This is a genomic window from Sphingomonas sp. P3_C6, assembly GCF_056402595.1.
This window is the reverse complement of sequence record NZ_JBFUHB010000010.1, coordinates 30,246-53,968: the sequence shown is the minus strand read 5'-3', so window position 1 is coordinate 53,968 and position 23,723 is coordinate 30,246. Positions and strand designations below refer to the sequence as shown.

The window sequence follows — 23,723 nt, the reverse complement described above, 5'->3', positions numbered from 1 at the left end:
CATGAGCGATCGCGCCGCACCCGAAGCCTATCCACTGTCTCCCATGCAGAAGGGCATGGTGTTCCACAGCGTCTCGGCGCCCGGTTCCGATGTCTATGTCGAGCAGCTCGACTGCGCCTTGCACGGCAATGTCGATCTCGCAGCCTTCCGCCTCGCCTGGGAGACGACACTGCAGCGCCACGCCCCGCTTCGCACTGCTTTTGCCTGGGCCGGCCTTGCCGAGCCGTTGCAGGTCGCAGGGCCGCGCGTGCGGCTGCCACTCGAAATACTGGATTGGCGGTCTGTCACGGGTCCGGGCGAGCAGTTGGCGGCGTTGCGCCGGGATGAACGCGCGCGCGGCTTTGATCTGGCGCGGGCGCCGCTGATGCGCCTCAAGCTGATCAGCCTTGCCGATGAAAGCCACCATCTCGTCTGGACCTGGCATCATGCGATCCTGGACGCCTGGTCGGTGCCGATCGTGCTGGAGGAGGTTTTCGCCACCTACGCGGCGGCGTGCGATGGCCGGCCACCCGAGCTGGCGCCGGTCCGCCCCTATCGCGATTTCATCGCGTGGCAGCAAAGTCGCGGCACGAGCGAGGCGGAACAATTCTGGCGGGGGCAGCTCGTCGGCTTTTCGACCCCGACGCCGCTCGGAATCGGACGTGATGCCGGCGAGGGAAACGGTGGCTACAGCCTTGAGATTGTCGACGTTTCAACTGAAGAGATTGCCGGGTTGAGAGCGGCGGCGCGCACTCACGGCGTGACACTCAACACCATGGTTCAGGGCGCATGGGCGCTGCTGCTCGCCCGCTATGGCGGACAAAAAGAGGTGCTGTTCGGCACCGCGGTCGCCGGCCGACCGCCTGAGCTTGACGGCGTCGAGACGATGGTCGGGTTGTTCATCAACACCCTGCCGTCTCGCATCGCGGTCGAGCCGGCCGCCACGCTTTCGGCCTGGCTCAAAACGGTTCAGCAGGATCAGGTCGCAGCCAGGCGGCATGAACATGCGGCACTCGCCGACGTTCAGGGCTGGAGCGCGGTACCGCGCGGCAGCCCGCTGTTCGAAAGCCTGTTGGTGGTCGAGGATTTCCCGTCGCATCAGCTCGGCCTGAGCGGCGGCGGACTGGCGCTGGGCGAGATCGACTTTGTCGAGCGCGCCAATATCCCGCTGACGGTGATGCTGGCGGTGCGCGCGCGGAGCGTGCTCGGTGTCGGTTTCGATCGCGACCGGTTCGATCTTGCCGAGATACACCGACTGCTCGGGCATCTGCGCAGCCTGTTGGGGGCGATGGCGCGGCACGGCGACCGACCTTTGGCCGAACTCGGCCATATGACGCCCGATGAGCGGCACTTGCTGGTCGATGCCTGGAGCCGCGCACCGGCGCCAGTGCCGGACGCCTGCCGCCGCCCCGACGACTCGATTGCGCGGCTGTTCGAGGCGCAGGTCAGGCGATCGCCTGACGCGCCGGCGGCGATCTTTCATTCGGCCAGGGGTGATGTGGCGCTGAGCTACGCCATGCTCAACGCGCGCGCCAACCAGCTTGCCCGGCGCCTGTTGGGCTTCGGCGTTGCACCCGAGGAACGGGTTGCGATCTGCATGGAAGCATCGCCGAGTCGCCTCGTCGCGGTGCTGGCAGTGCTCAAGGCGGGCGGTTGTTATGTTCCGCTCGACCCGAGCCTCCCCCCTGCCCTGCTCGGCGAGCTGATCTCCGATTGCGCGCCGCGCGTCATCCTCAGCCAGTTCCACGTGATCGATGCGCTGTCCGACGTGGACTCGGTGCCGATCATGGCGCTTGCGGAGAACTGGGCGGATAAGCCCGGCGCGACCGATATAGACCTGCCCGAAGCGGCCGCGCCCGAAAATGCCGCCTATCTGATCTACACCTCGGGATCGACCGGCCGGCGCAAGGGCGTGGTGATCACCCATCGCTCGCTCCGCCATCTTGTCGAGATGCAGACCCACGCCTTCGAAATCGGCCCGGGCGGACGCGTGCTGCAATTCTCATCCTTCGGATTCGACGCTTCGGTATGGGAGGTCTTCGCGACCCTGATCTCCGGCGCCTGCCTCTATATGGCACCCCGCGCCGAGCTGACGCCGTCGGCCGAGATGATGACGCTGCTCGCGCGGTGGGAGATCGACATGCTGACGATCCCGCCCTCAGTCCTGCTCCGCCTGCCGGCGGCCGAGCTGCCGGCGTTGCGCATCCTGGTCGTCGCCGGCGAGGCGTGCCCCGCCGAGCTGGTCGATCGCTGGGCGCCGGGGCGGCGCTTCTTCAACGCCTATGGACCGACCGAGGCGACCGTCTGCGCCAGTTTCGCCGAGGTTGAGCCCGATAGCGGCAAGCCGTCGATCGGGCGGCCGAGCGGGCATTCGCGCGTCTATATCCTCGACGAGACGATGAATCCGGTTTCGGCGGGCGTCGCGGGCCATCTTCATATCGGCGGACCGGGCGTCGCACGGGGCTATTGGCGCCGCCCGGATCTGACCGAGGCGGCCTTCGTGCCCGATCCGTTTTCGGACAAGAAGGACGCGCGGCTCTACCGGACGGGCGATGTCGCGCGCTTCGGGCCCGACGGAATGATCGACTATCTCGGCCGGCTCGACGAGCAGGTGAAGATTCGTGGATTTCGGGTCGAGCTGGGCGAGATCGAGGCGGTGCTACGCGAACAGCCGATGGTCCGCGAGGCCGCGGTGCTGGCGGTCGGCGAGGGCAGCGACGAACGGCGGCTCGTCGCCTTCGTCGTGCCGCCGGCCTGGATGGCGCAGGCTGCGGGCCTCGACGAGGTGACGCTGCGCGAAACGCTGCGGGAGCGGCTGCCCGCATATATGGTGCCCTCGGCGATCGTAACCCTTGACCAACTGCCGCTGAGCTCGAGCGGCAAGCTCGATCGCCGGGCATTGCTTGACCGTGCGGTCCCGGCAACGGTCACTGCCAGCCGCGGTGCTGCGCCGGGGAACGAGACCGAGCTGTTGATCGCGACGATCTGGCAGGATCTGCTCGGGATCGACCATGTGGGCCTGCACACCAATTTCTTCGAGCAGGGCGGGCATTCGCTATTGCTGCTCGCGGTGCAGGACCGCATTCGCGTCGATGCGCACCGCTCCGTCGCGATCACCGACCTGTTCAAATACCCGACGGTCGAAAGCCTGGCGCGCCATCTCGGCCGGCTCGCATCGGGCGCCCCGACGCTCGAGCCCGAGGTGGCCGACGCCCCGACCCGCGCGACCGCCCGGCTGGAGGCACGCGTCCGAACCACTGATCGCCGGGCGCGGATCAGTGCGGGAACGCCGGCGTGACACTTGCAACGGAATCCTTCCCCCAAGGCTGCATCGCCGTGATCGGCATGGCTTGCCGCTTTCCCGGCGCCGATTCGCCGGATGCCTTTTGGGAACTGCTGAGCGGCGGCGGGGAAGCCATCACGCGGTTCAGCGAGGCTGAGCTGGAAGCCGCTGGAATCGATCGCGCCACCGCAGGGCAGCCTGGCTATGTCGGTGCCAAGGGCATGGTCGACCAGGTCGATTGCCTGGATGCCGCCTTTTTCGGCTTCAGCCCGTTCGAGGCGGCGATAATGGACCCGCAGCAGCGGATCTTCCTCGAATGCGCCTGGATGGCGTTCGAGGATGCCGGCTACGAACCCCGGTATTTCCCCGGACCGATCGGGGTCTTCGCCGGCAGTATCCTCAGTTCCTATCTGCTCCGCAATCTCTGGCCCAATGCGAAATTGGTCGAGGACAGCGGCATCTTCCAGGTCGCGCTCGGCAATGATCCGACCTTCCTCGCCACGCGAACCTCCTATCTGCTCGATCTCAAGGGCCCGAGCATCAGTGTTGGCACCGCCTGCTCGACCTCGCTCGCGGCGGTGCATCTCGCCTGCCAGAGCCTGCTCTCGCACGAGAGCGACATGGCGCTCGCCGGCGGCAGCTCGGTGCACCTGCCGCTCGTCACCGGCTATCGCTACGAGGAAGGCGGCATCCTTTCACCCGACGGGCATTGCCGCCCCTTCGACGCCGAGGCACGCGGCACCGTCTCGAGCGACGGGGCGGGCGCCGTGCTGCTGAAGCGGCTCGAGGATGCGATTGCCGATGGCGACACGATCCATGCCGTGATCAGGGGCTCGGCGATCAATAATGACGGCCGCGACAAGGTCGGCTTCACGGCGCCGAGCGTCTCGCCCCAGGTAAAGGTGATCGCCGAGGCCCTGGCGATTGCCGATGTCGCCCCGGCATCCGTCGCGATGATCGAGGCGCACGCCGCGGGCACGCTGCTCGGCGATCCGATCGAGGTTGCCGCTCTGCTCGAAGTGTTCGGCGGCGCCGCGCGCGCGACGCCCTGTGCGATCGGATCGGTGAAGAGCAATATCGGCCATGTCGACGCGGCCGCCGGAATCGCAGGGCTGATCAAGACCGTGCTAGCGCTGCGCCACCGGGCGATCCCGCCGAGCCTGCATTACCGCACCGCCAATCCAAGCCTCGATTTCGGCGGCACCTTCGTGGTGCCGACCGAGCTCAGACCGCATGACGCAGCGGCGGGGCCGATGCGCGCCGGCGTCAGCTCGTTCGGGATCGGCGGGACCAACGTCCATGTCGTCCTCCAGGAGCCGCCCGGACCGGGGCCGGCGACGGCAGACGCGCCGGCGGAGTTGCTGATGGTCTCGGCGCGATCTTCAAGCGCGCTCGACGCCGCGACGCGCCACCTCGCCGGGCATCTGCGCCGCAACCCCGGTCTCCCGCTCGGCGATGTGGCGCACAGCCTGCGGGTCGGTCGGCACGTCTTCGATCATCGCCGCTTCCTCGTCGCCGGAACCGCCACGGAAGCGGCCGAGGCCCTGGACGACCCGGCGAGCCTGCGCGCGGCGATCGTACCGCAGGGGCGCAAGACGGTCGCATTCATGTTCCCGGGCCTTGGCGATCATTATCCGGGCATGGGCTGGGAACTCTATTGCACCGAGCCGGCGTTCCGTGCGGCGATCGATGCCTGTGCCGACCTGCTGCGCCTGCATGCCGATGGCGATATCCGCGACATCCTCTACCCTGATCGGGACTGGTCGAGGGCCGTGCTCGACGGCGCGATCGCCAGACCGGACGCCACGGCCAAGCTCGACCTGCGCGCCATGCTGCGGCGCGGCGCCGACCCGGGCGCATCGCCCTCGCCGCTCGACCAGCCGACCGCGGGCCAGCCGGCGATCTTCGTGACTGAATATGCGCTCGCCCAATTGCTGCGCGTCTGGGGAATCGAGCCAGACGCGATGATCGGCTACAGCATCGGCGAATTCGTCGCGGCGTGTCTGGCCGGCGTGTTCCCCCTGCCCGAGGCGATCCGGGTCGTCGCGGCCCGGGCGCGGCTGATCCAGTCGCGCGTCGCGCCCGGGGTGATGCTGGCGGTGCCGCTCGGCGAGAGCGAACTCTCCGCGATGCTACCCGCCAATGTCTCGATCGCGGCGGTCAACACCACGCGCCTGACGATCGTGTCGGGCGCTGACGACGCCGTCGCCGAACTCGAACGCCGCCTCCTGGCCGAAGGCGTGAGCTGCCAGCGGCTCAGCAGCGGCTATGCCTATCACAGTGCGATGATGGATCCGATCGTCGACGCGCTCGCCGCAATCGTCGCCGAGAGCAACCCGCAGCCACCTCAAATTCCCTATGTCTCCTGCCTGACCGGCACCTGGATCAGCGACGCCGAAGCGACCGATCCCCATTACTGGGCGCGGCATCTGTGCCGGACGGTGCGCTTCCAGGATGGGCTGGAAAAGCTGCTTGACGATCCGAACCGCATCCTGCTCGAACTCGGCCCGGGCCAGTCGCTGAGCGCCCACGCGCTGGCCGCGCGCGAGCGGCTGGGCGGCGCAAGCGCGGTCATCCCGACGATGCGCTGGTCCTATGGCCGGCAATCCGAGCCCGCGATGCTGCTGCGCGGCCTGGGCCTGTTGTGGCAGGCGGGCGCGTCGCTCGACATGGCGCGCCTGCTGAAGCGCGACGGGCTGAGGCGCGTTTCGCTGCCGACCTACCCGTTCGAGCGCGAGCGCCACTGGATCGATCCGCCGGTCGCCGGGGATCGGAGCGCGACCCCATCCACCGGCCGGCGTCTGATCGAGAACTGGTTCGAGCTGCCATTCTGGAAGCCCGCACCGCGTCATGGAGCGCGCGACGCTGTCGCCGCAAGCTGGCTGATTCTCGTCGACGACCACGGCATCGGCACGCGGCTCGCCCAACGGCTACGCGGCGCGGGTGCGCGGGTTCTGACGGTCACGCAGGGCGCCGGTTTCGCGAGCGATGGCGATGCCTTCACCCTGAACCTGGGGCGGGAGGAGGAGTATCACAGCCTAGTCCGCGCGCTGCGCGATGGCGACGGCCTGCCCGACACTATCGTGCATCTCTGGTCGCTCACCCCGTCAGACGACGCGGCACTGACGAGCGCGCGCTTCTCGGCCGCGCAGACCGGCGGCTTCCACAGCCTGATGCGGCTGTTCGCCGGTCTGATGACGGGTGGCCATGTCGAGCAGCTTCGCGTCGAGATCGTCGGCAACGGCCTGTTCGATGTCGACGGGCACGAGACGCTGGCGCCGGAGAAGATCACCCTGCTCGGCCCGGCGATGGTCGCCCCGCAGGAGAGGCCGGGGATCAGCTGCCGGTGCCTCGACACCGACATCCCCCCCGACGATGCCGACCTCAAGGAAGCGCTGGTCGATCAAATGCTCGCCGAGTTCGCTGTCGATATCGAGGCGCCCATCGTGGCCTATCGGGATGGCCGGCGCTGGGTGCAGGATCATGAGCCGCTCAGGCTTGAGGCGCCCGCGCCCGATCGTTCGCCCCTGCGGCACAAGGGCGTGTATCTGCTCACCGGTGGGCTTGGCGGTGTCGGCCTCGCCATGGCGACCTGGCTGGCGCGCAGGTTCCAGGCGCGGCTGGTGCTCGTCGGCCGGTCCTCCTTCCCGGCGCGCGCCGACTGGGCGGCATGGCTTTGCGACCATCCGGCGGACGACCGCACCAGCCTGCAGATACGCCGGCTGGAGGAACTCGAAGCACTGGGCGCGGAGATCCTGACGGTCAGCGCCGATGTGGCCGAGCCCGCGGCAATGCAGCGTGTGCTCGATGCAGCCGATGCGCACTTCGGTACGCTGCACGGCGTCTTCCATGGCGCGGGCGCCGTCGGCGTCGAGACGTTCCGCGAGATCGCGCGCGCGACGACCGTGGATTCGGAGACTCAGTTCAGGGCCAAGGCGCACGGCCTGCTCGTGCTCGACCAGCTGCTTGCGGGCCGGACACTCGATTTCTGCGTGCTGATGTCCTCGCTGTCGTCCGTCCTGGGTGGCCTGGGTTTCGCTGCGTACAGCAGCGCCAACCTGTTTCTCGACGCTTTCGCCCGCACGAAGGGCCGCACCGGCGGCACCCCCTGGATTTCGATCGACTGGGACAGCTGGCGCCTTGCCGATGTCCGCGCGGCGATCGATGGGCTCGGCGGCACGGTCGCCGACTATTTCATGGAAGCCGACGAAGCAGCTGCGGCGTGCGAGCGAATCCTAACGCTTCCCCGCACCCCGCATGTCATTGTCTCGACCGGGGACCTGCGCGTCCGGCTACACCAATGGATGACCCAATCGCGGGGACATACCGGCACGCCGCTGACCTTGCACAAGCGCCCCGAGATCCGCACCGATTATGCGGCGCCGCGCGGCCATCTCGAACAGGCCCTCGCCGAGATTTGGCGCGACCTGTTCACGATCGATCCGATCGGCGTGCACGACAATTTCTTCGAGCTTGGCGGCCATTCGCTGCTAGCGACCCAGCTGAATGCCCGTATCTCGTCGCGGCTCCAGGTCGATATCTCGCTCGCGACGGTGCTGCAGGCGCCGACCGTCGCCGAGCTGGCGCAGATCATCGCCGATGCCCAGCTTGCCCGGGCCGATCCGGAAATGCTGGCACGGATGCTCGCCGAGGTCGGCGATCTGTCCGACGCGGATCTGGAAAGCCTGTTGTCGGAGGAGGGCAGCGATGGCTGATATTGGGGCTGACACGAACTCACGAATCAAGGAACTCTCGCCCGCGCAGCGCGAGCTGTTGCTGCGGCGGCTGGCGCGCCTCGAACAGGAGGCGCCCCGACCAGTCACCGCCCTTACTTCGCGCGGCGCGCGCGACGAGGCACCGCTTTCCTTCGCGCAGGAACGACAATGGTTTCTCGACCGGCTATCGCCCGCCGATTCGACTCATATCATCACCGGCGCGCTGCGGCTGACGGGGGCCCTGTCGATGCCGGCGCTGGTCCGCACGCTGGAGGCGGTCGTACGTCGCCACGATTCGCTGCGGACCAACATCGTCGTCAAGGCCGGGCGACCAACGCAGGTGATCTCGCCGCCATCGCGGTTTCCGATCCGGACCGTGGATCTGCTCGATTGCCTGCCCGCGCTCTCGCCACAGGAACGCGATGACCGGTGCCGGGCGCTTTATGCCGAGGAAACCGAGCGCGGTTTCGATCTCGCGCGCGACCGGCTGTTGCGCGTGACGTTGGTGCGCCTCGGCGCGGCTGAGCATTTCCTGATCATCGCCATCCATCATATCGTCGGCGATGGCTGGTCGATCGGCGTGCTGCTGGAAGAGCTCGCGGCGCATTATGCGGCCTATGCCGGTGGGCGTGAGCCCGTCGTTCCGGCGCCCGTCATTCAATATGGCGACTTCGCCGAATGGCAGCGCGAGCGATTGCAGGGTGGCGCGCTGCGCCGCGACCTGGACTATTGGCACAAGCAACTCGAGAATCCGCCGCCGGTTCTCGACCTGCCGCCCGACCGCATAGGCCGTGACGAAACGGCAGGCCGCGATTTTTCGGGCGCCTCGGTCGAGCGGGTGATCGATATCCCGCTTCGGCAACGGCTTGAAGCGCTGAGCCGGCAGCAGGACAGCTCGCTGTTCGCGACCTTGCTGACCGCCTTCAAGGTGCTGCTGATGCGAGTCACAGGGCGCGACGACATCCTAGTGGGCTCGCCCGTCAGCGGGCGGATTCGGCTCGAAACCGAAGCATTGATCGGCCTGTTCCTCAACACGCTTGCGCTTCGGACCCAGGTCACCCCGGATCTGAGCTTCCGCGAGGCGCTGACACGCGTCCGCGCCACGGTGCTCGACGGGCTCGAACATCATGAGGTGCCGTTCGATCAGGTGGTGCAGGATATCGCGCCCGACCGCAGCGCGAGCAGCCATCCCCTTTTCGAGACCTTCTTCAACTTCACGCCGAGCCCGCCACGGATTCTCGACCTGCCTGGTTTGCGCGCCTCGTTCGAAGGCCCGGAGGCGCAGCGCTGCGAATTCTCGATGGTGCTCTACGTGACCGAATGGGAAGGCGCGCTCGAGCTCAGGCTGGTCTATCAGCGGGCTCGCTATACCGAGGCGCGGATGACGGCGCTGCTAGAACAGTTCGACGCGATCCTGCGCCAGGTCGCCGCCGATCCGGATCGCGCGCTCGGCGCACTCGATCTCGTCACCTCTTCGGCACGGGCGACGCTGCCCGATGCGACCATGCGGATCGCGCGGCCCGTGCAGGAGCCGGTTCCGGCCAGTATCCTCCGCTGGGCCGGACGGACGCCCGACGCGCCGGCCATGTCGCAGGGCGGCACCGTGCTGACCTATGCCGATTTCGCCGCCCGGATGAATCAAACCGCTGCCCGATTGCACGCGGCGGGGCTTTCCCCGGGCGATGTGGTCGCAGTGCACGGACCGCGCAGCGCCGCCTTCATCGTCGCCATGGCGGGGGTGCTTCAGGCGCGCGGCGTGCTGTTGACGCTAAGTCCCGACCTGCCCGAGCAGCGCCAGCGGATAATGCTCGAACAGGCCAATGCGCGCTTCCTGCTCCATGCAGGTCCCTGGCAGGAAACCGATGCCTGGCTCGACACGCTGAGCGGGCTGACCATCGTGACGATCGACGCTGACGACGCTGACGAGCCAGGACTGACGAACGACCCGGTCAAGCCGAGCGCGGGTCTCGAAGATCCCGCCTATCTCTTCTTCACCTCGGGCAGCACTGGTACGCCCAAGGCAGTGCTCGGCACCGCGGGCGGGCTCGCCCATTTCCTCGACTGGCAACGGCGGACCTTCGCGGTCGGCCCCGGCGACCGCTGCGCCCAGCTGACCGGCATGTCGTTCGACGTGGTGCTGCGCGACGTCTTTCTGCCACTCACCTCGGGTGCCGAGCTCGTCCTGCCACGTGAAGACGAAACGGTGGCGAGCGGGCGATGCCTCGCATGGCTGCGTGCGGAGCGAATCACGTTGCTGCACAGCGTGCCCTCGGTCGCCGAAACCTGGCTGCTCGATGCCGGGCCGACGCAGGCGCTCCCGTCGCTCCGCCTCGTGTTCTTCGCCGGCGAGCCGCTGACCGCAACCCTGGTCCGCCAGTGGCGCCGCAGCTTTTCGGCGAGCGGACAGATCGTCAATCTCTATGGCCCGACAGAGACCATATTGGCCAAATGCGCCTATGTCGTTCCCGACCCGATCCATGCCGGGATACAGCCGCTCGGCGCACCGCTCCCCCAGACCCAGCTGCTGGTTCTGACACGGGATCGGCGGCAATGCGGGATCGGCGAAATCGGCGAAATCGCGATCCGCACGCCGTTCCGCAGCCTCGGCTATGTCAACGCTGCCGATGAGAATGAACGCCGCTTCATCGCCAACCCGGTCAGCGACGATCCCGATGATCTTCTCTATCTTACCGGGGATCGCGGCATGGTCGACGCGGCCGGACTACTCCATTTCCGCGGGCGCGCCGACGATCAGGTCAAGATCAGGGGCGTGCGCGTCGAGCCGATGGAGATCACCGCTATCCTGGGCACGAGCCCCGATATCGCTGCCTGCGCGGTGATCGTCAGCACCGACCGCCCGGGCGGCCCGATGCTGGCGGCCTATGTGGTGCCAAGCCGCGGCGGTGGCCGCGATGCGCGCCGCCTGCGCGATTTCCTGCGTCAGCGCTTGCCGGCGGCGATGGTCCCCGCCGCCTTCATGTTTCTGGATCATCTGCCGCTCACCGCGAACCACAAGCTTGATCGCGCCCGGTTGCCGGCAGTCGACCCGGCGGCGATCGACTACGATGGCCGCCGCGTAGCGCCGCGCGACCCTATCGAATTGCAGATCGCGCAGATCTGGCAGGATCTGCTCGGTGCGCGCGAGATCGGCGTGACCGACAGCTTCTTCGACGTCGGCGGCCATTCCCTGCTAGCGCTGCGGCTGCTCACTCGGATCGAGCAGAGGTTCGAATGCAAGGTGCCGCTCGCCGCCCTGTTCGAGGCGCCGACCATCGAGCATCTCGCCAATGTCGTCCGCCAACACGAAACCGCCGACTCGCAGGTGGTGAAGCTCTGGTCCGGCGACGATCCCGAGATCTTGTTCCTGGTCCATACCGGTGGCGGTACCGTGCTGAACTATATGCCGCTCGTGCGGCATCTCGCAGCCGACCGCCCGGTCCATGCGATCCAGGCGCGGGGCCTGTCGGGCGAGGCCCCGCCGCAATCAGACCTGAGCGAGATCGCTGCCGACTATATCGGCGCGTTGCGCGCGATCCAGCCGCGTGGCCCCTATCGCCTGGGCGGGCATTCGTTCGGTGGACTGATCGCCTATGAGATGGCCAGCCAGCTCGTGTCGAATGGCGAAGACGTTGTGCTGCTCGCGTTGTTCGACACCGCACTCGCGCGCGCCGGGGAGTCGATGTCGGCCCGGTCCGAACAGGAACGCACGGCGCACGATCTTGCCGGAGCGGTCGCGATCTTCCGCCGTTTCACCGGACTGGGCGCCGACCTGCCCTATGAACGGCTACGCGATCTCACCGTCGACGAACAGATCGCCCTTGTGGCCGAGGCGTTCGACCAAGATGGCGCATTCCCAGCCGCGCAGGGCGACGAACTCGTCCGGAACCTGCTTCGGGTTGCCCAGGCGCATCGTGAAGCGCGGCTTGCCTGGCAGCCTGCGGCATCACCGATACCGATCACCTTGTTCCGAGCGAGCGATATCATGGCCGATGACGAACCGGCGATGATCGATGACGAGGCGCTGGGCTGGCGCGGCGTTTCGGCGGGACCGGTTCGCGTCCTTTGGGTGGCGGGCGACCATGTGACCATGATGGCCGAACGCAATGCGGCAAGCCTGGCCGAAAGCCTGCGATCCTGCCTCGCCGCGCCGGTGGAACTGGTGTCAGGCTGATCCGATGATCGCCGTCACGTCCCGGTCAAGCGTCCGGGCCGCCATATCCCATTGATCCAGCCATCGCCTCAGGCCTGCCACGTGCGCGCGCAGAGTGGTGCGCTCGCGGTCGAAGCCGTCTGAGGCGAGGACGCTTCCGGGGCCGCCACCAAAGCGACTTGCCCGCATGACGGATTCGGGATCGAGCCCGCCAAGATCGACATCCGGCACCGCGGACGCGATATGAGCGATCACCGCCTCGCCGCGCGCGGCCGGATCGCGCGCGAGCGCTTCGGTGATCGCTTCGCCGACAAGGTGATGGGCTGCGCGAAACGGCATGCCGGCGAGCACGAGCCGGTTGCAGATCTCGGTCGCCTCCAGGAAAGACCCTTCGGCGCGAGCCAGCATTGCCTGTCTCCGCGGTGCCGCGCCCCTCACCATGACGCGGGCGAGATCGGCGGCGCTGGTGATGTTCGCCAGCGCCTCCCAGCTGCCGACCATGGATTCGGTTCCAGCGGCGATATTGTTGGTGAACGGCTTGGCATGAATCGCCGTCACGGCAGCAACCAACGCGCCGAGCGGTCCGGCCGAGCGCCCCTGTACATGCTCGAGCAGATAGGGGTTGCGCTTTTGCGGCATCATCGAGCTTGAGCCGACCAGCGAATCGGGCAGTGTCAGAAATCCGAATTCGGCTGTCATCCAGCCCTGCAGATCAGTGGCAAGGCGGCTGAGAATTGTGCCGAGGATAGCCGCCTCGCCGAGCAACCGGACGACCATGTCGCGCGACGCCACCGCGTCGATCGAATTGGACGTGACGCCGCCAAAGCCGAGCAGCCGCGCCGTCACCTCGGTCCTGATCGGAAGGCTGGTCCCGCCGGCTGCCCCAGCGCCGAGCGGACAGAGATCGACATCGCCGTCCAGGCAGTGGAGCAGCGCGCCTGCGCTCCGCAGCAGCGGCTGCACCACGGCTGCGAGATAATGCCCATAGGAGCCGGGCAGCGCGGCCTGGCCATGAGTGTAGATCGGCATCACGACGCCGGTGAAGCGCCGCGCCTTGGCGAGAAGCACGGCAACCAGGCGCAACACTGAGCGCATCAGGCCAGCGACCGGACCGCGCAGTTGGAGCCGGAGCACGGTCGCGTTGAGATCATTGCGTGATCGCGCCGTATGCAGCGCCCCCCCGGTCTCATCGCCCAGCAGGTCGATCAGGTAGTTTTCGTAGAGAAGGTAGAGCCCGCGCGGCGCATCGACGCCGTCGAGTGCCGCAAACCCGGTTTTGGCGAGACGATCGATCGTCACGAGAAGGCGCGCCGCGCGGTCGCGATCGAGCAGGCCGGATTCGACCAGCATGACCAGATGCGCCCGGTCGACTTCGCTGATGAACGCCATCTCCCATGCCCGACTGTACGGCGCCGCATGCGCGCCGAGCGCCTTGAACGCGGTCCGGGAAAGCCCGCGGCGGATGCGCCCCGTGTCGCCGGCCGTTTCGGACATTCAGGCCAGGGCCACGCTCAGCAGCGCAAGCGCGCGGTCGGCGCTGGCGCGCGCGGCGGCTGGATCGTGGCTGGCGGTCATCACATGGCCGATCCTGTCATGGAAATCGCCCGCCAGCGCAAGCGTGAAGCCTGGCTCGCGATAAAGGCTTAGATCGCAGACATCCGGCACCGCCCGCGCCTCGGCCACGCCATCCAGTGCCGCCAGCGTGCCGCCGCGATCCGGTACGAAGAAGCGGATCGAGGCATGACCGGCGGCGTTGCGCCCAAGACGCACGTCCTTCCCGAGCACGCGGCGGGTAAGCGCACGGATAAGATCGATGCCCGTCGCGCGGCGCACCAGTTCGGGGATGAAACCGCCGGCCATCCGCGAATTGACCTCGATAATCACCGGCCCCTCCGATGTCAGGCGAAGCTCAGTATGCGCTGCGCCCCAGTTGAGGTCGAGCGCCGTGACGGCCGTGAGCGCGATAGCCGCGATCGCACGCGCGTCGGCGTCGTCGAGCGCGGCTGGGAAATCATGGCCGAGCTCGATGAAGACCGGCAGCTCGGAGACATGCTTCCGGGTGATGCCGATGACCTCGCCGGCAAAGGTCTCGACTGAATATTCGAGCCCTTCGACGAGGCGCTGGAGCAGGATCATGCGGCGGATCGGAATGCCGCGTTCGTTGAGCGTGCGGCTCAGCAGCAGTGCGGCGTGCTGCGCCACCTCGTCTTCCGTCGTGCACAGCCTGACACCGACGCTGCCGCTGCCGCCGACCGGTTTCAAGACGAGCGGCAAGCCGAGGTCCCGGGCGGCGGCCCGCGCCTCATCGGGCGTGCCGGCGGCCCGCGATGCCGGCACCGGGACGCCGGCGGCGAGCAGCGCCTCATATTGGAGCTGCTTGTCCCGACAGGTTTCGATCCCGGCGACCGACGGACCCGGCAACCCGAGCCGCCCTGCCAGCCGGGCCGCCGCCAGGATGTAGTAATCGGAGGTCGAGGTCAGGCCTTTCAACTCGGCGTCCCGGCCGAGCCGCACGCAGAAGTCCAGCACCGCCGCCTCGTCGGCGGTATCGATCTCGACAATACGAACCGATTCCTCCTCGGCAAAAGGATAGAGGCCGGGCCGCGCCGCGAGCAGCACAGGCTCGCATCCCTCGGCGCGGGCGGCCCGCATGAAGAGCCGCCCGGTGCCCGTCGTGTTGCTCTCGAGAAACACGACTGTCCGTCCGTTCATGCGACCTGCCTTACCTCCGCGCCCGCAAGCACTTCCTCGATCCGCCGCCGCTGCCATGGGAAACGGCTCCAGCTGTCGCCCTCGAAGAGAGTATCGTCAACCGTGACGGGCGTTTCGGGCAGGCACGCCCGGGTGAGGCCCCGCTCCTCGATCCAGTCCGGATTATAGACGGTACTGAGATAGCGGTGGCCATCATCCGGCAGGATCGCAACGACGCGCTGATCGGGATTCTCACGCGCCCACCACGCAGCGGTCAGCCAGGCAGCGCCGCTCGTCGGGCCCATGAACAAGGCATGGCGGCAGTGGAGCTCGCGCGCCGCAAGGAATGCGTCAGCCGCATTGACCCAGAAGACCTCGTCGAAGGTCGTGTGGTCGACATTGCGCGGCATCAGGCTGTTGCCCAGGCCGCGCAGCAACCGTCCGGGCCGATCGGGCTGGCCGAACAGAACGCTGCCATGGGTATCCACGCCGACGACGTGAAGGTCGCGACAAATGCTGCCCAGAGCCATGGCAGTGCCGCACATCGATCCGCCAGTGCCGACCGTGCCGATCAGGCAGTCGATCGAGCCCAGTTCGCCGGCGAGATAGTCGGCCAGTTCTGCGTAGGACGTGCTGTTATCGGGATTCTCATATTGCGCCGGCCAGAAATGATCCGGGAATTCCTGGCGCAGGGCGGCCAGGCGATCGAGCCGCGCGCGCTGCATGCCGCCGACCGGCGCTGGTTCAGTCACGATATGGAGATCCGCGCCAAGCGCGATGATTCGGGCTTGCAGCGTCTCGTCGATCGCCGTGTCGCCGACGAGCGAGAGCCGGTATCCGCGTTCGGCACAGACCATCGCGAGCGCGAGGCCGAAGGTGCCGGATGTCGTCTCTACGATCATCGTGTCGAGACCAATGTCCCCCCGCGCTTCAGCCTGCCTGATAATGAACGAGGCCGGGTATAACTTCATCGTACTGAAGACAGCGACATGAAAGTTCGGCGCCAGTCTTACCAGGCGCGGAATTTTCAACGCATCTGATCCTTGCTTGGAAATCGTCACAGTGCTCATACCTGCACCCCTCAGTCTGTCTGGATCGCTCATCAGGGATGGGAGGGACTTTTTCACCATTTCGGTGGTTATTTTATCTCTCAGCCTCTGACGTGTCATGCCCTCACCATTTTCTTGAGCGAGAATAGCTCTTCTATAGACCTTGGCACGGGACGTCGCAGAGTTGTCACAACCAGTTTCGTTATTGTTTTACACGGCCTTGAGGCCGGATCGGACGTGCGTCCGACAGACAGATCAGGGCGCGATCGCCCGCGCCCAGCCCTTGATGACACCCATTGCCTTGGTCGCGGTCCGGTTCATCGCCAGCGGCGTGACCGTGACCTTGTGCTCGACCAGATAGCCATAGACATCGCCGCCCGGTGGCGGAGAGGGATTGGGATAGGTCATGCTGGGCTTGTAGAGCGTATCGCCATTGGGCTGCGGGATCGGGGTAAAACCGGTCAGAACCGCCGAGAGACCGCGCGATGGGAGGACGACGATACCGTCATAGTCCAGCGGAATATTGACGTTCAGCATCACGCCTTTCGGCAGCTTTTTGTCGAGCGCCTGGCGCACGATCAAGCGGACGATCGGCACCGCCTTGCTGAAATCATTGCCATAATCATCCGACAACGAGAAAGCGATGGACGGGGTGTCGCGCACGAGCGCCTCCATGCCGGCATTGACCGTGCCCGAATAGAGGTTGCCGAGGCCGGTATTCTCGCCGGCATTGATGCCCGATATCAGCAGATCGAAGGGCTTGCCGCCCGAGAGGGCGATGATGCCGAGACACGCAGCTTCGGCCGGCGTGCCCGCGACCGCGTAGCCCGTCACGCCATCGGCAAAAGCGACGGTGCGCACGATCAGCCCCTTGCCGAAATTGGGGACCGCCTGACTCATGCCGGATTGATCGCTCGCCGGCGCGACCACCACCAACGCGCACATGTCCTTCAGTGCGTCGTACAAGGCGTGGATGCCGGGCGCGCCGATGCCGTCATCATTGTCGAGCAAAAGACGACACGGCGGAGAAGACGGGGTGACAGATGCCCTGAGGGGTTGCGCGTGAAGAGGGGCTGCGCTGCAGGACAGCCCGAGCACGAACAGTACAGCAAGATGCTTCAGCGCCATGTTCGGACACTCCCCATCATTTTACATTATTTTTCCAGCCTGATTTTAGCATTGAAGGGCGTTATGCGAATAGTGCGAGATGACACCAAATCGTGATGTTTATTCTTGGCCCGCGATTTGGGAGGAGGACAGCACAGTTCGACAGGCCGCAAGATCCCATGCTGCATGCCCAACGGTCTTCAAAACCGAAACCTGCCCCTGCACTGTGGTATTTGTCGGCGCCTATCTGACTGGCGAAGCCGCGCATTCAGCACTCGCGACCCCGACGTCTCAGGTAACCGCAATATTCAACGCGAGCGCTGAGAACGCGCCAAACTAAGGATCTGCCGTTCATCTGGTTTGGACGAGCGTGGCTCCCCGCCCACGATATCTCCTCGAGCGTCAACTGCCGCGCGATGCCCGGTCGCGCGAATAGGCATCCGGGACCGCCGCCATGGCACCGTGCAGAAGAATAACGCCCGGGGATGCGGACTTCCCTCTACGTTGTTTTCAGCGCTCCATCAGCGCCGCGCCCCCCCAGGTGACAGGCAGCATTGCAGTGTCGCCACGGCTGCTGCGCGCCACCAGTTCGACCAGCTTCACGCCGGCGACCGGAACCGAGAGCGGCTGGGCTGCCATACCCCATTTGAGGGCCGGGCTCGTCGCGAGCAGCTTGCCATCTCCATAGACGGAGAACGTCACGGCGCGCGCCTTGTCGGTCGCGCTGTCATCCACCCCGACCATGGCGGTGAAGCGCGCCCCGCCATTGTTGCGCACCTCCATCCTTGAGTTCGCCAGGATGCCGATGCCCGCTGCGAACGGCTTCCCGGCGACATGCATCACTTGCCCATAGGGCGCGCTGTCGGCCCGTGCGCCGCCCCAGCCAGCATAGGTAGGCCGGTCGCCCGCGCCGCTGGTGCCGGCCCAGCCGGCCGCGGTTCGGAAGATCGTCGGATCGACGGTAGGATGGACGATGCCGTCCACAGCCGGGTTCACGCTCCCGGGCTGCTCCGACAGATAATAGCCGCCCTGAAGCGTGCGCGTCCCGCGTGCGCGGAAGATCAGCGTCTCGCGCGGCGCCACGTGGAGGCTGGTCTTTTTGGTGAAGCTGGTCCGCTGCTTGCTCCACAAATCCGTCAGTTCGATCGGCGCAGCGTCGCTGAACTTGAGATGAGCCGCGTTCAGATCGACATCATACCCGCCCGAACTCCGGTTGAAGATCGCCAGCGCCTTTTCGCCCGACGCCAGGGTTTTCACCAATATCTGCAGGTCGCTGGAATCATAGGCGAGCGTTGCCTGATTGCCGGCGGGATCCTGATCCAGGGCGATGATGTCGGCATTGCCGAAGATGTCGAGCAGCGCCTTGGGGGTCTTGCGTAAATCCGTTCCGATCATCAGCGGGGCATTGAGCATCGCCCAAAGCGCGAAATGGGACCGGGCTTCGGTCAGGTGATCGGCGTCGAAGTCGCCAGCGCCGATGTGGAGCATGTCCGGATCGTTCCACGATCCGGGATGCGCGTAGAGCGACCGCGTGACGGTAGTGTCGTAATTGACCAGCAGGCGGCCCCAGGCAGGCGAGATGTCGTCGCTGGTGCGCGAGATACTGCCATAATCCTTGCCCCATGCCCGCACGTTCGCGGCGCCCCAGACGCAGAGGGACAAAAGATAGTCGCCGTCCGGATTTTCGCGCGCCAGGGCGAGATTTATCTGCCGGAACATCGCCTGGATCGCCGGAATATCGGTCCGCGTGACCGCCCCGGAATCCAGGAACGGTCCCAGCGCCCGGAACTTGCCCGAGCGGACCCGACCGCTTTCCGGGCCATAATCGCGCAGGCCGCAGCCATCGACCTTGATGAAGTCGAAGCCCCATTTCGCGAAATAGAGCGAAACGTCCTGATCGATACGTCCGTAAAGACCAACCTCTCGTTCCAGGACATTGCCCTTGGGCAGATCATCGTCAGTCGGCGAATAAGCTTCCGAGCAGGTGTTCCGACCAAGATCCGAGTAGATGCCCGCCTTCAGTCCCATCGCGTGAAGCCGGTCCGTGAACGGCTTGAAGCTGGGAGTGTCGCCCCCGACACGCGCCGAGGGGAACTTGTCGGCGCGGATGATCATTTGCCCGTCGGGCATCCGGCGCTTCAGCGCCCAGCCATCGTCGATGTTGATGTAGCGATATCCTTTGGCAGCCAAGCCGCTGTCGACGATCTGCTGTGCCGATCCAATGATCTTGTCCTCATCGATATCGGTGGCAAAGGCGTTCCATGTGCTCCACCCCATGGGCGGGGTGGCTGCCCGCCCGGCCGTGTAGGCCGACCAGCGCCCGGTCGGGGCCAGCGGATCGTTTGGCGCTGCGGAAAGGGAAGATCCCGAGAGTGCGGCAATCAACCCCGCGGTCAGCAGCTTCTTCATCTCTCTCCCTTCCTTTCGCCCAGCGCATCGGAGGTTTCCGTATACGACAGCTGATAGCGCTACCAACTTCACGCAGCAGCATCAATCGAGAGATCGAATTTATCTCATATGCGCTATCTCACTTGCATATATGCAATCGGCTGGTACGCTCGCGAGATGAGAGTTCTAATTTGTCAGGCCCCCTTCGACGTGGCGATGGCCGATCGCCCCGAACCGCAGGCAGCCGAGGGCGAGGTTGTGGTGCGCATCCGTCGTATCGGGCTCTGCGGTACCGATTATCACATCTTTTCGGGGCGCCATCCCTTCCTGGCCTATCCACGCGTGATGGGGCACGAACTGGCCGGCGAAGTCGAAAGCGTTCCCGAAGGCTCAGCTTTCCACGTGGGCCAGGTGGTGGCGATCAACCCCTATCTTGATTGCGGGACGTGCATCGCCTGTCGCCGCGGTAAGCCGAACGCCTGCGCCAACATCCGGGTGTTGGGTGTTCATGTCGACGGCGGAATGTGCGAGGTACTCGCCGTACCGGAGCGTGCAGTGATCGACGCAAGCGGATTGACGCTCGATCAGGCCGCGATGCTCGAATTCCTGGCAATTGGTGCTCACGCGGTGGCCCGTGCCCGGCTGACTCATGGTGATCGGGTGCTCGTTGTCGGGGCCGGACCGATCGGCATCGCCACCGCAATTTTCGCCGGGCTGGATGGCGCTTCAGTCACGTTGGTCGACACGCGCCAGCCGCGGCTCGACTATGCGCGCGCGCATCTCGGTCTGGATCGCGTCGTCACGGCGGGTCCGGACCTCGCGGCGACGCTCGATCGACAGACCGGCGGCGAGATGTTCGATGCCGTGTTTGACGCCACCGGCATGCTGGCGGCGATGAGCCAGAGCCTGGCATTTGTCGCCAATGGCGGTACGCTGGTGCTCGTCGGGGTGGCGCCCGGCGATCTCGTCTTCGCCGATCCCGAATTTCATAAACGCGAGACGACGTTGCTCGCCAGCCGCAATGCCTTGGCAGACGATTTCAGGCGCGTCATCGCTGCGATGCGCGCTGGGAAGATTCCGACCGGGGCGCTTCAGACCCATAGTGTTCGCGTGGAAGACCTTCCGGAAACTATCCCGATGCTGATTGCCGAGGCTGACAATGTCCTTAAGGCTATTGCCCACTTCTGAGGCCAAAGCAGGCCGGGTCGCGCTGCTCGCGCGACTTGCGGCATGTGGCCCCTTCGGGGTCGGGGCATCGGCGCTCGGGAATCTTTATCACGAGGTCAGCGACGCTGGAGCACGTGCGGCCATCGATACCGCCTGGGCGGCGGGCATACGCCATTTCGACACCGCACCTTTTTACGGAGCTGGGTTGAGCGAGCGTCGGCTCGGCGATGCACTGCGTGAACGGAACCCAGGCGACTATTTGCTGTCGAGCAAGGCCGGCCGCCTGCTTTTCCCTGCCGAGGCACGCAACCGGGACGGATTTYGTTCCCCCATGCCGTTCAGCCCCGTCTTCGATTACAGCTATGACGGCGTAATGCGGTCGTTCGAAGCGAGCCTGAATCGACTGGGGCTCGCGCGGATCGACATTCTCTATCTGCACGATCTCGGCACCGCCACGCACGGCGCCAATCATCGATATATGTTCCAGCAAGCAGTGGACGGCGGTTTTCATGCGTTGACCGCGTTGCGGGAACAAGGTGCCGTTTCGGCGATCGGCCTTGGCGTCAACGAGGTCGAAATCTGTGTCGAGAGCATGGCCCATGCCGATTTCGACCTGTTCCTCATCGCCGGCCGCTACACCCTGCTCGATCAGAGCGCCGCGTCATTCTTCGACACCTGTCACGAGCGGGGCATCGGTGTGGTCGCGGCAGGCGTGTTCAGTTCGGGTATCCTCGCGGCCGGTCCGGAAAGCGCGGATGCGTTCCACAACTATAGCCCGGCATCCGAGGCCGTACGAACTCAGGTCGCGGCGCTCGATCGTGTCTGCAGCACCTTCAAGGTTCCGCTGCCTGCGGTCGCACTTCAGTTCGCGGCTACCCATCCCGCGGTAACTCTTCCCCTCCTCGGCGTCCGCGATGCGACGGAAGTCGAGGCCGCCGCCGGCTTTAAGCAGTTTCCCGTACCGGCGGAGCTTTGGGAGGCGTTGCGTCGCGAGGGACTTATAGCGGGCACAAGCAAAAACGCCTGACCGAGACGACGAACGAAAAAACAAGAAATTGGAGCAGGATGTTGGATAGGACCGCGAACGCACCATTGCCGGACACAGCTGACAAAGGCCGGCGCGCGTTCATTACGCCTGGCTATCGCTGGGGGTTCATCCTGGTCGTCAGCCTGTTTTTCCTCTGGGCGCTGGCCAATAATTTCAACGACATCCTCATCCGCCAGTTCCAGAAGTCGCTTGGTCTAAACCGGGCCGAGGCCGGCTTCATCCAATTCGTCTTCTATATCGGCTATTTCGTGGTGGCGTTGCCGGCCGGTCTTCTGATGCGACGCCTGGGGTACCGGGCAGGCATTCTGGTCGGGCTCAGCCTCTACGCGCTTGGCGCGCTGCTCTTCTATCCCGCCTCCCTCATGCTGAACTTCGGCATGTTTCTGTTCGCCCTGTTCGTCATCGCGGCAGGCGCGGCCTGTCTCGAAACCACCGCGAATGCCTATATCGGTGCGTTCGGCGATCCGCGCACCGCCGTGCAGCGACTCAATCTGGCCCAGGCGTTCAACGGATTGGGCGGTTTCATCGCACCGATCGTCGGTGGGCTGCTCATCTTCTCCGGCATCGAGCATTCCGGCGCGACGATCGCCGCCATGACGCCTGTGGAACTCGCCGCTTATCGCGCGAGCGAGGCGACTACGGTGCAACTTCCCTATCTGCTTCTCGCGGGTGCCGCAGCGATTGTCGCCGGCGCTGTCGCGCTGGCGCGAATGCCGGAGGGACGTTCGGGTGCCGACGCGCCGCTACGGTCGCAATTCGCTGGCCTGCTCCGGGACCGTGCGCTGATTGGCGCGGTCATCGCGCAATTCTTCTATGTCGGCGCCCAGGTTGGCATCTGGAGCTTCTTCATCGATTTCGTGAAAGACGTTTTGCCCGAGATCAGCGAGCGCCATGCCGCTTACCTGCTTTCGGTCAGCCTCGTTCTGTTCATGACCGGCCGGTTCACCGGAGCCGCGTTGATGTGGCGGATACGCCCGTCGACACTGCTCGGGGTATATGCGGTCGTCAATATCCTGCTCTGCGCCCTGGCCATGACCGGGACAGGCTGGGCCGCCCTTGCCGCGCTGATGCTGACCAGCTTCTTCATGTCGATCATGTTCCCCACGATCTTCGCTCTCGGCGTCGCAGATCTCGACACGGCGCGGCCGCTCGGCTCCTCCTTCATCATCATGGCGATCATCGGCGGCGCGATCTTCCCGCCGCTGATGGGGATCATCGCGGAGCATATGGGCGGTGTGCCGGTAGCATTGTTGCTGCCGCTGGCGTGTTTCGTCGTGATCGCGGCCTACGCCCGGCGCGTCCACCGCGCCCATAATCAACGCTAGGCCGCGGAAGGAATAGCGTGGTCCGAATTATGTCCGAGGGTGTCCGAAATTCTCGCGGCGGCGCGGCGCAGCATTTCGCGCGCGGCCTCGACGCCGACCTTTTGGGAGCCATCGATCAGTTCGAGGAACGGGATCGTAAGCGCCCCTGCGACGCCCCCGTCAAAACCGAACACCGGGCAGCTGATGTCGGTAACGCCGTGCGTGATCGGGCTTTGCCGCGCATCGAATCCACGCTCGCGGATCGCCATCAGATGCGCTGCGAACTCGTTCGGATCGAACGCGACATCCCGCTCGTCCCGCGCGGCCGCGATGATCGCCTCGGCACGCTGAGGCGTCGAAAAGGCGAGTATCACCTGTCCGGAGCAGCTGCGAATAATGTCGACGCTGCTGCCCACCTTGAGCGAGAATCCGCGCATACCCGGCTGCTCCTCGCGGGCGATGACCAGACCATGGCCGCCACTGGGCACGACGAAATGGCAGGACTGGCCCGCCTCCAGCGCGAGGCTCTGCATTTCCGGCAAGGCCGCGCGGACCAGATCCTGCGCCGGGGTCGCGCGGAACGCGATGTCGAGCAACTTGTAGGCGACGGTGTAGCGATCCGACCGGGCAGATTTGCGCAGATATCCGAGCCGCTCGAGCACGATCACGATGCGGAAGAGTTCGCCGATCGATCGCCCGAGCTCGCTTGCCATCTCGCTGACGAGCGCACCGTCCGGCCGATCGGCCAGCAGCTCGATGATCTCAAACGTCTTCTCGATGGCGGGCGCCGAATAGGTGCCTTTGGGGGCAGTGCGGACCATGAACCTCTTTCGCGCTTCTCT

Annotated in this window: 11 protein-coding genes and 2 pseudogenes; 7 read left to right on the top strand and 6 right to left on the bottom strand. The window is 65.8% G+C overall.

Going from position 1 to position 23,723, the window contains the following annotated elements; translation table 11 throughout:
- Position 1 precedes the first annotated feature (1 nt).
- The 4 genes and pseudogenes from AC1DT7_RS11990 to AC1DT7_RS11975 all read left to right on the top strand — a co-directional run bounded on the left by AC1DT7_RS11990 (position 2) and on the right by AC1DT7_RS11975 (position 12,148).
- Positions 2 to 3,277, top strand: a complete 3,276-nt coding sequence (locus tag AC1DT7_RS11990) for an amino acid adenylation domain-containing protein (RefSeq protein WP_478036179.1) — start codon at positions 2 to 4, stop codon at positions 3,275 to 3,277.
- A pseudogene (locus AC1DT7_RS11985) lies at positions 3,274 to 7,389 on the top strand (type I polyketide synthase); the annotation flags it as partial. The gene AC1DT7_RS11990 and the pseudogene AC1DT7_RS11985, both read left to right, overlap by 4 nt.
- A gap of 312 nt (positions 7,390 to 7,701) precedes the next feature.
- Positions 7,702 to 7,977, top strand: a pseudogene (locus tag AC1DT7_RS11980) (phosphopantetheine-binding protein); the annotation flags it as partial.
- A complete protein-coding gene (locus tag AC1DT7_RS11975; RefSeq protein ID WP_478036178.1) occupies positions 7,970 to 12,148 on the top strand; it encodes a non-ribosomal peptide synthetase in 4,179 nt (1,392 codons plus the stop codon). The pseudogene AC1DT7_RS11980 and the gene AC1DT7_RS11975, both read left to right, overlap by 8 nt.
- Here the strand turns inward: AC1DT7_RS11975 and AC1DT7_RS11970 are convergent.
- From AC1DT7_RS11970 to AC1DT7_RS11950, 5 genes are all read right to left on the bottom strand, one after another.
- Positions 12,140 to 13,621, bottom strand: coding sequence for an argininosuccinate lyase (locus AC1DT7_RS11970; protein WP_478036177.1), 1,482 nt, complete (start codon positions 13,619 to 13,621; stop codon positions 12,140 to 12,142). The two genes, AC1DT7_RS11975 and AC1DT7_RS11970, sit on opposite strands and share 9 nt — an antisense overlap.
- Entirely contained in the window at positions 13,622 to 14,839 is a 1,218-nt protein-coding gene (locus tag AC1DT7_RS11965) for an ATP-grasp domain-containing protein (protein WP_478036176.1), read from the bottom strand.
- A complete protein-coding gene (locus tag AC1DT7_RS11960; RefSeq protein ID WP_478036255.1) occupies positions 14,836 to 15,789 on the bottom strand; it encodes a cysteine synthase family protein in 954 nt (317 codons plus the stop codon). Before AC1DT7_RS11960 ends, AC1DT7_RS11965 begins: the two co-directional genes overlap by 4 nt.
- A 333-nt stretch (positions 15,790 to 16,122) precedes the next feature.
- The gene (gene surE / locus AC1DT7_RS11955; protein WP_478036175.1) at positions 16,123 to 16,995 is read right to left on the bottom strand and encodes a 5'/3'-nucleotidase SurE; all 873 of its coding nucleotides are present in this window, start codon (positions 16,993 to 16,995) and stop codon (positions 16,123 to 16,125) included.
- 489 nt (positions 16,996 to 17,484) lie between these two features.
- Positions 17,485 to 19,383: an NPCBM/NEW2 domain-containing protein gene (locus tag AC1DT7_RS11950; RefSeq protein ID WP_478036174.1), complete on the bottom strand. Its 1,899-nt coding sequence runs from the start codon at positions 19,381 to 19,383 to the stop codon at positions 17,485 to 17,487.
- A 195-nt stretch (positions 19,384 to 19,578) separates the two neighbouring features.
- On the opposite strand from AC1DT7_RS11950, the gene AC1DT7_RS11945 reads away from it, so the two are divergent.
- The 3 genes from AC1DT7_RS11945 to fucP all read left to right on the top strand — a co-directional run bounded on the left by AC1DT7_RS11945 (position 19,579) and on the right by fucP (position 22,902).
- Positions 19,579 to 20,550 carry a zinc-binding alcohol dehydrogenase family protein gene (locus AC1DT7_RS11945; protein ID WP_478036173.1) on the top strand — a complete coding sequence of 324 codons (972 nt, stop codon included), beginning with the start codon at positions 19,579 to 19,581 and terminating at the stop codon, positions 20,548 to 20,550.
- The gene (locus AC1DT7_RS11940) at positions 20,507 to 21,556 is read left to right on the top strand and encodes an aldo/keto reductase (protein ID WP_478036172.1); all 1,050 of its coding nucleotides are present in this window, start codon (positions 20,507 to 20,509) and stop codon (positions 21,554 to 21,556) included. Before AC1DT7_RS11945 ends, AC1DT7_RS11940 begins: the two co-directional genes overlap by 44 nt.
- Before the next feature lie 65 nt (positions 21,557 to 21,621).
- Positions 21,622 to 22,902 carry an L-fucose:H+ symporter permease gene (gene fucP, locus AC1DT7_RS11935; protein WP_478036171.1) on the top strand — a complete coding sequence of 427 codons (1,281 nt, stop codon included), beginning with the start codon at positions 21,622 to 21,624 and terminating at the stop codon, positions 22,900 to 22,902.
- Here the strand turns inward: fucP and AC1DT7_RS11930 are convergent.
- Entirely contained in the window at positions 22,899 to 23,702 is an 804-nt protein-coding gene (locus tag AC1DT7_RS11930; RefSeq protein ID WP_478036170.1) for an IclR family transcriptional regulator, read from the bottom strand. The genes fucP and AC1DT7_RS11930 overlap by 4 nt on opposite strands.
- Positions 23,703 to 23,723: the final 21 nt, after the last annotated feature.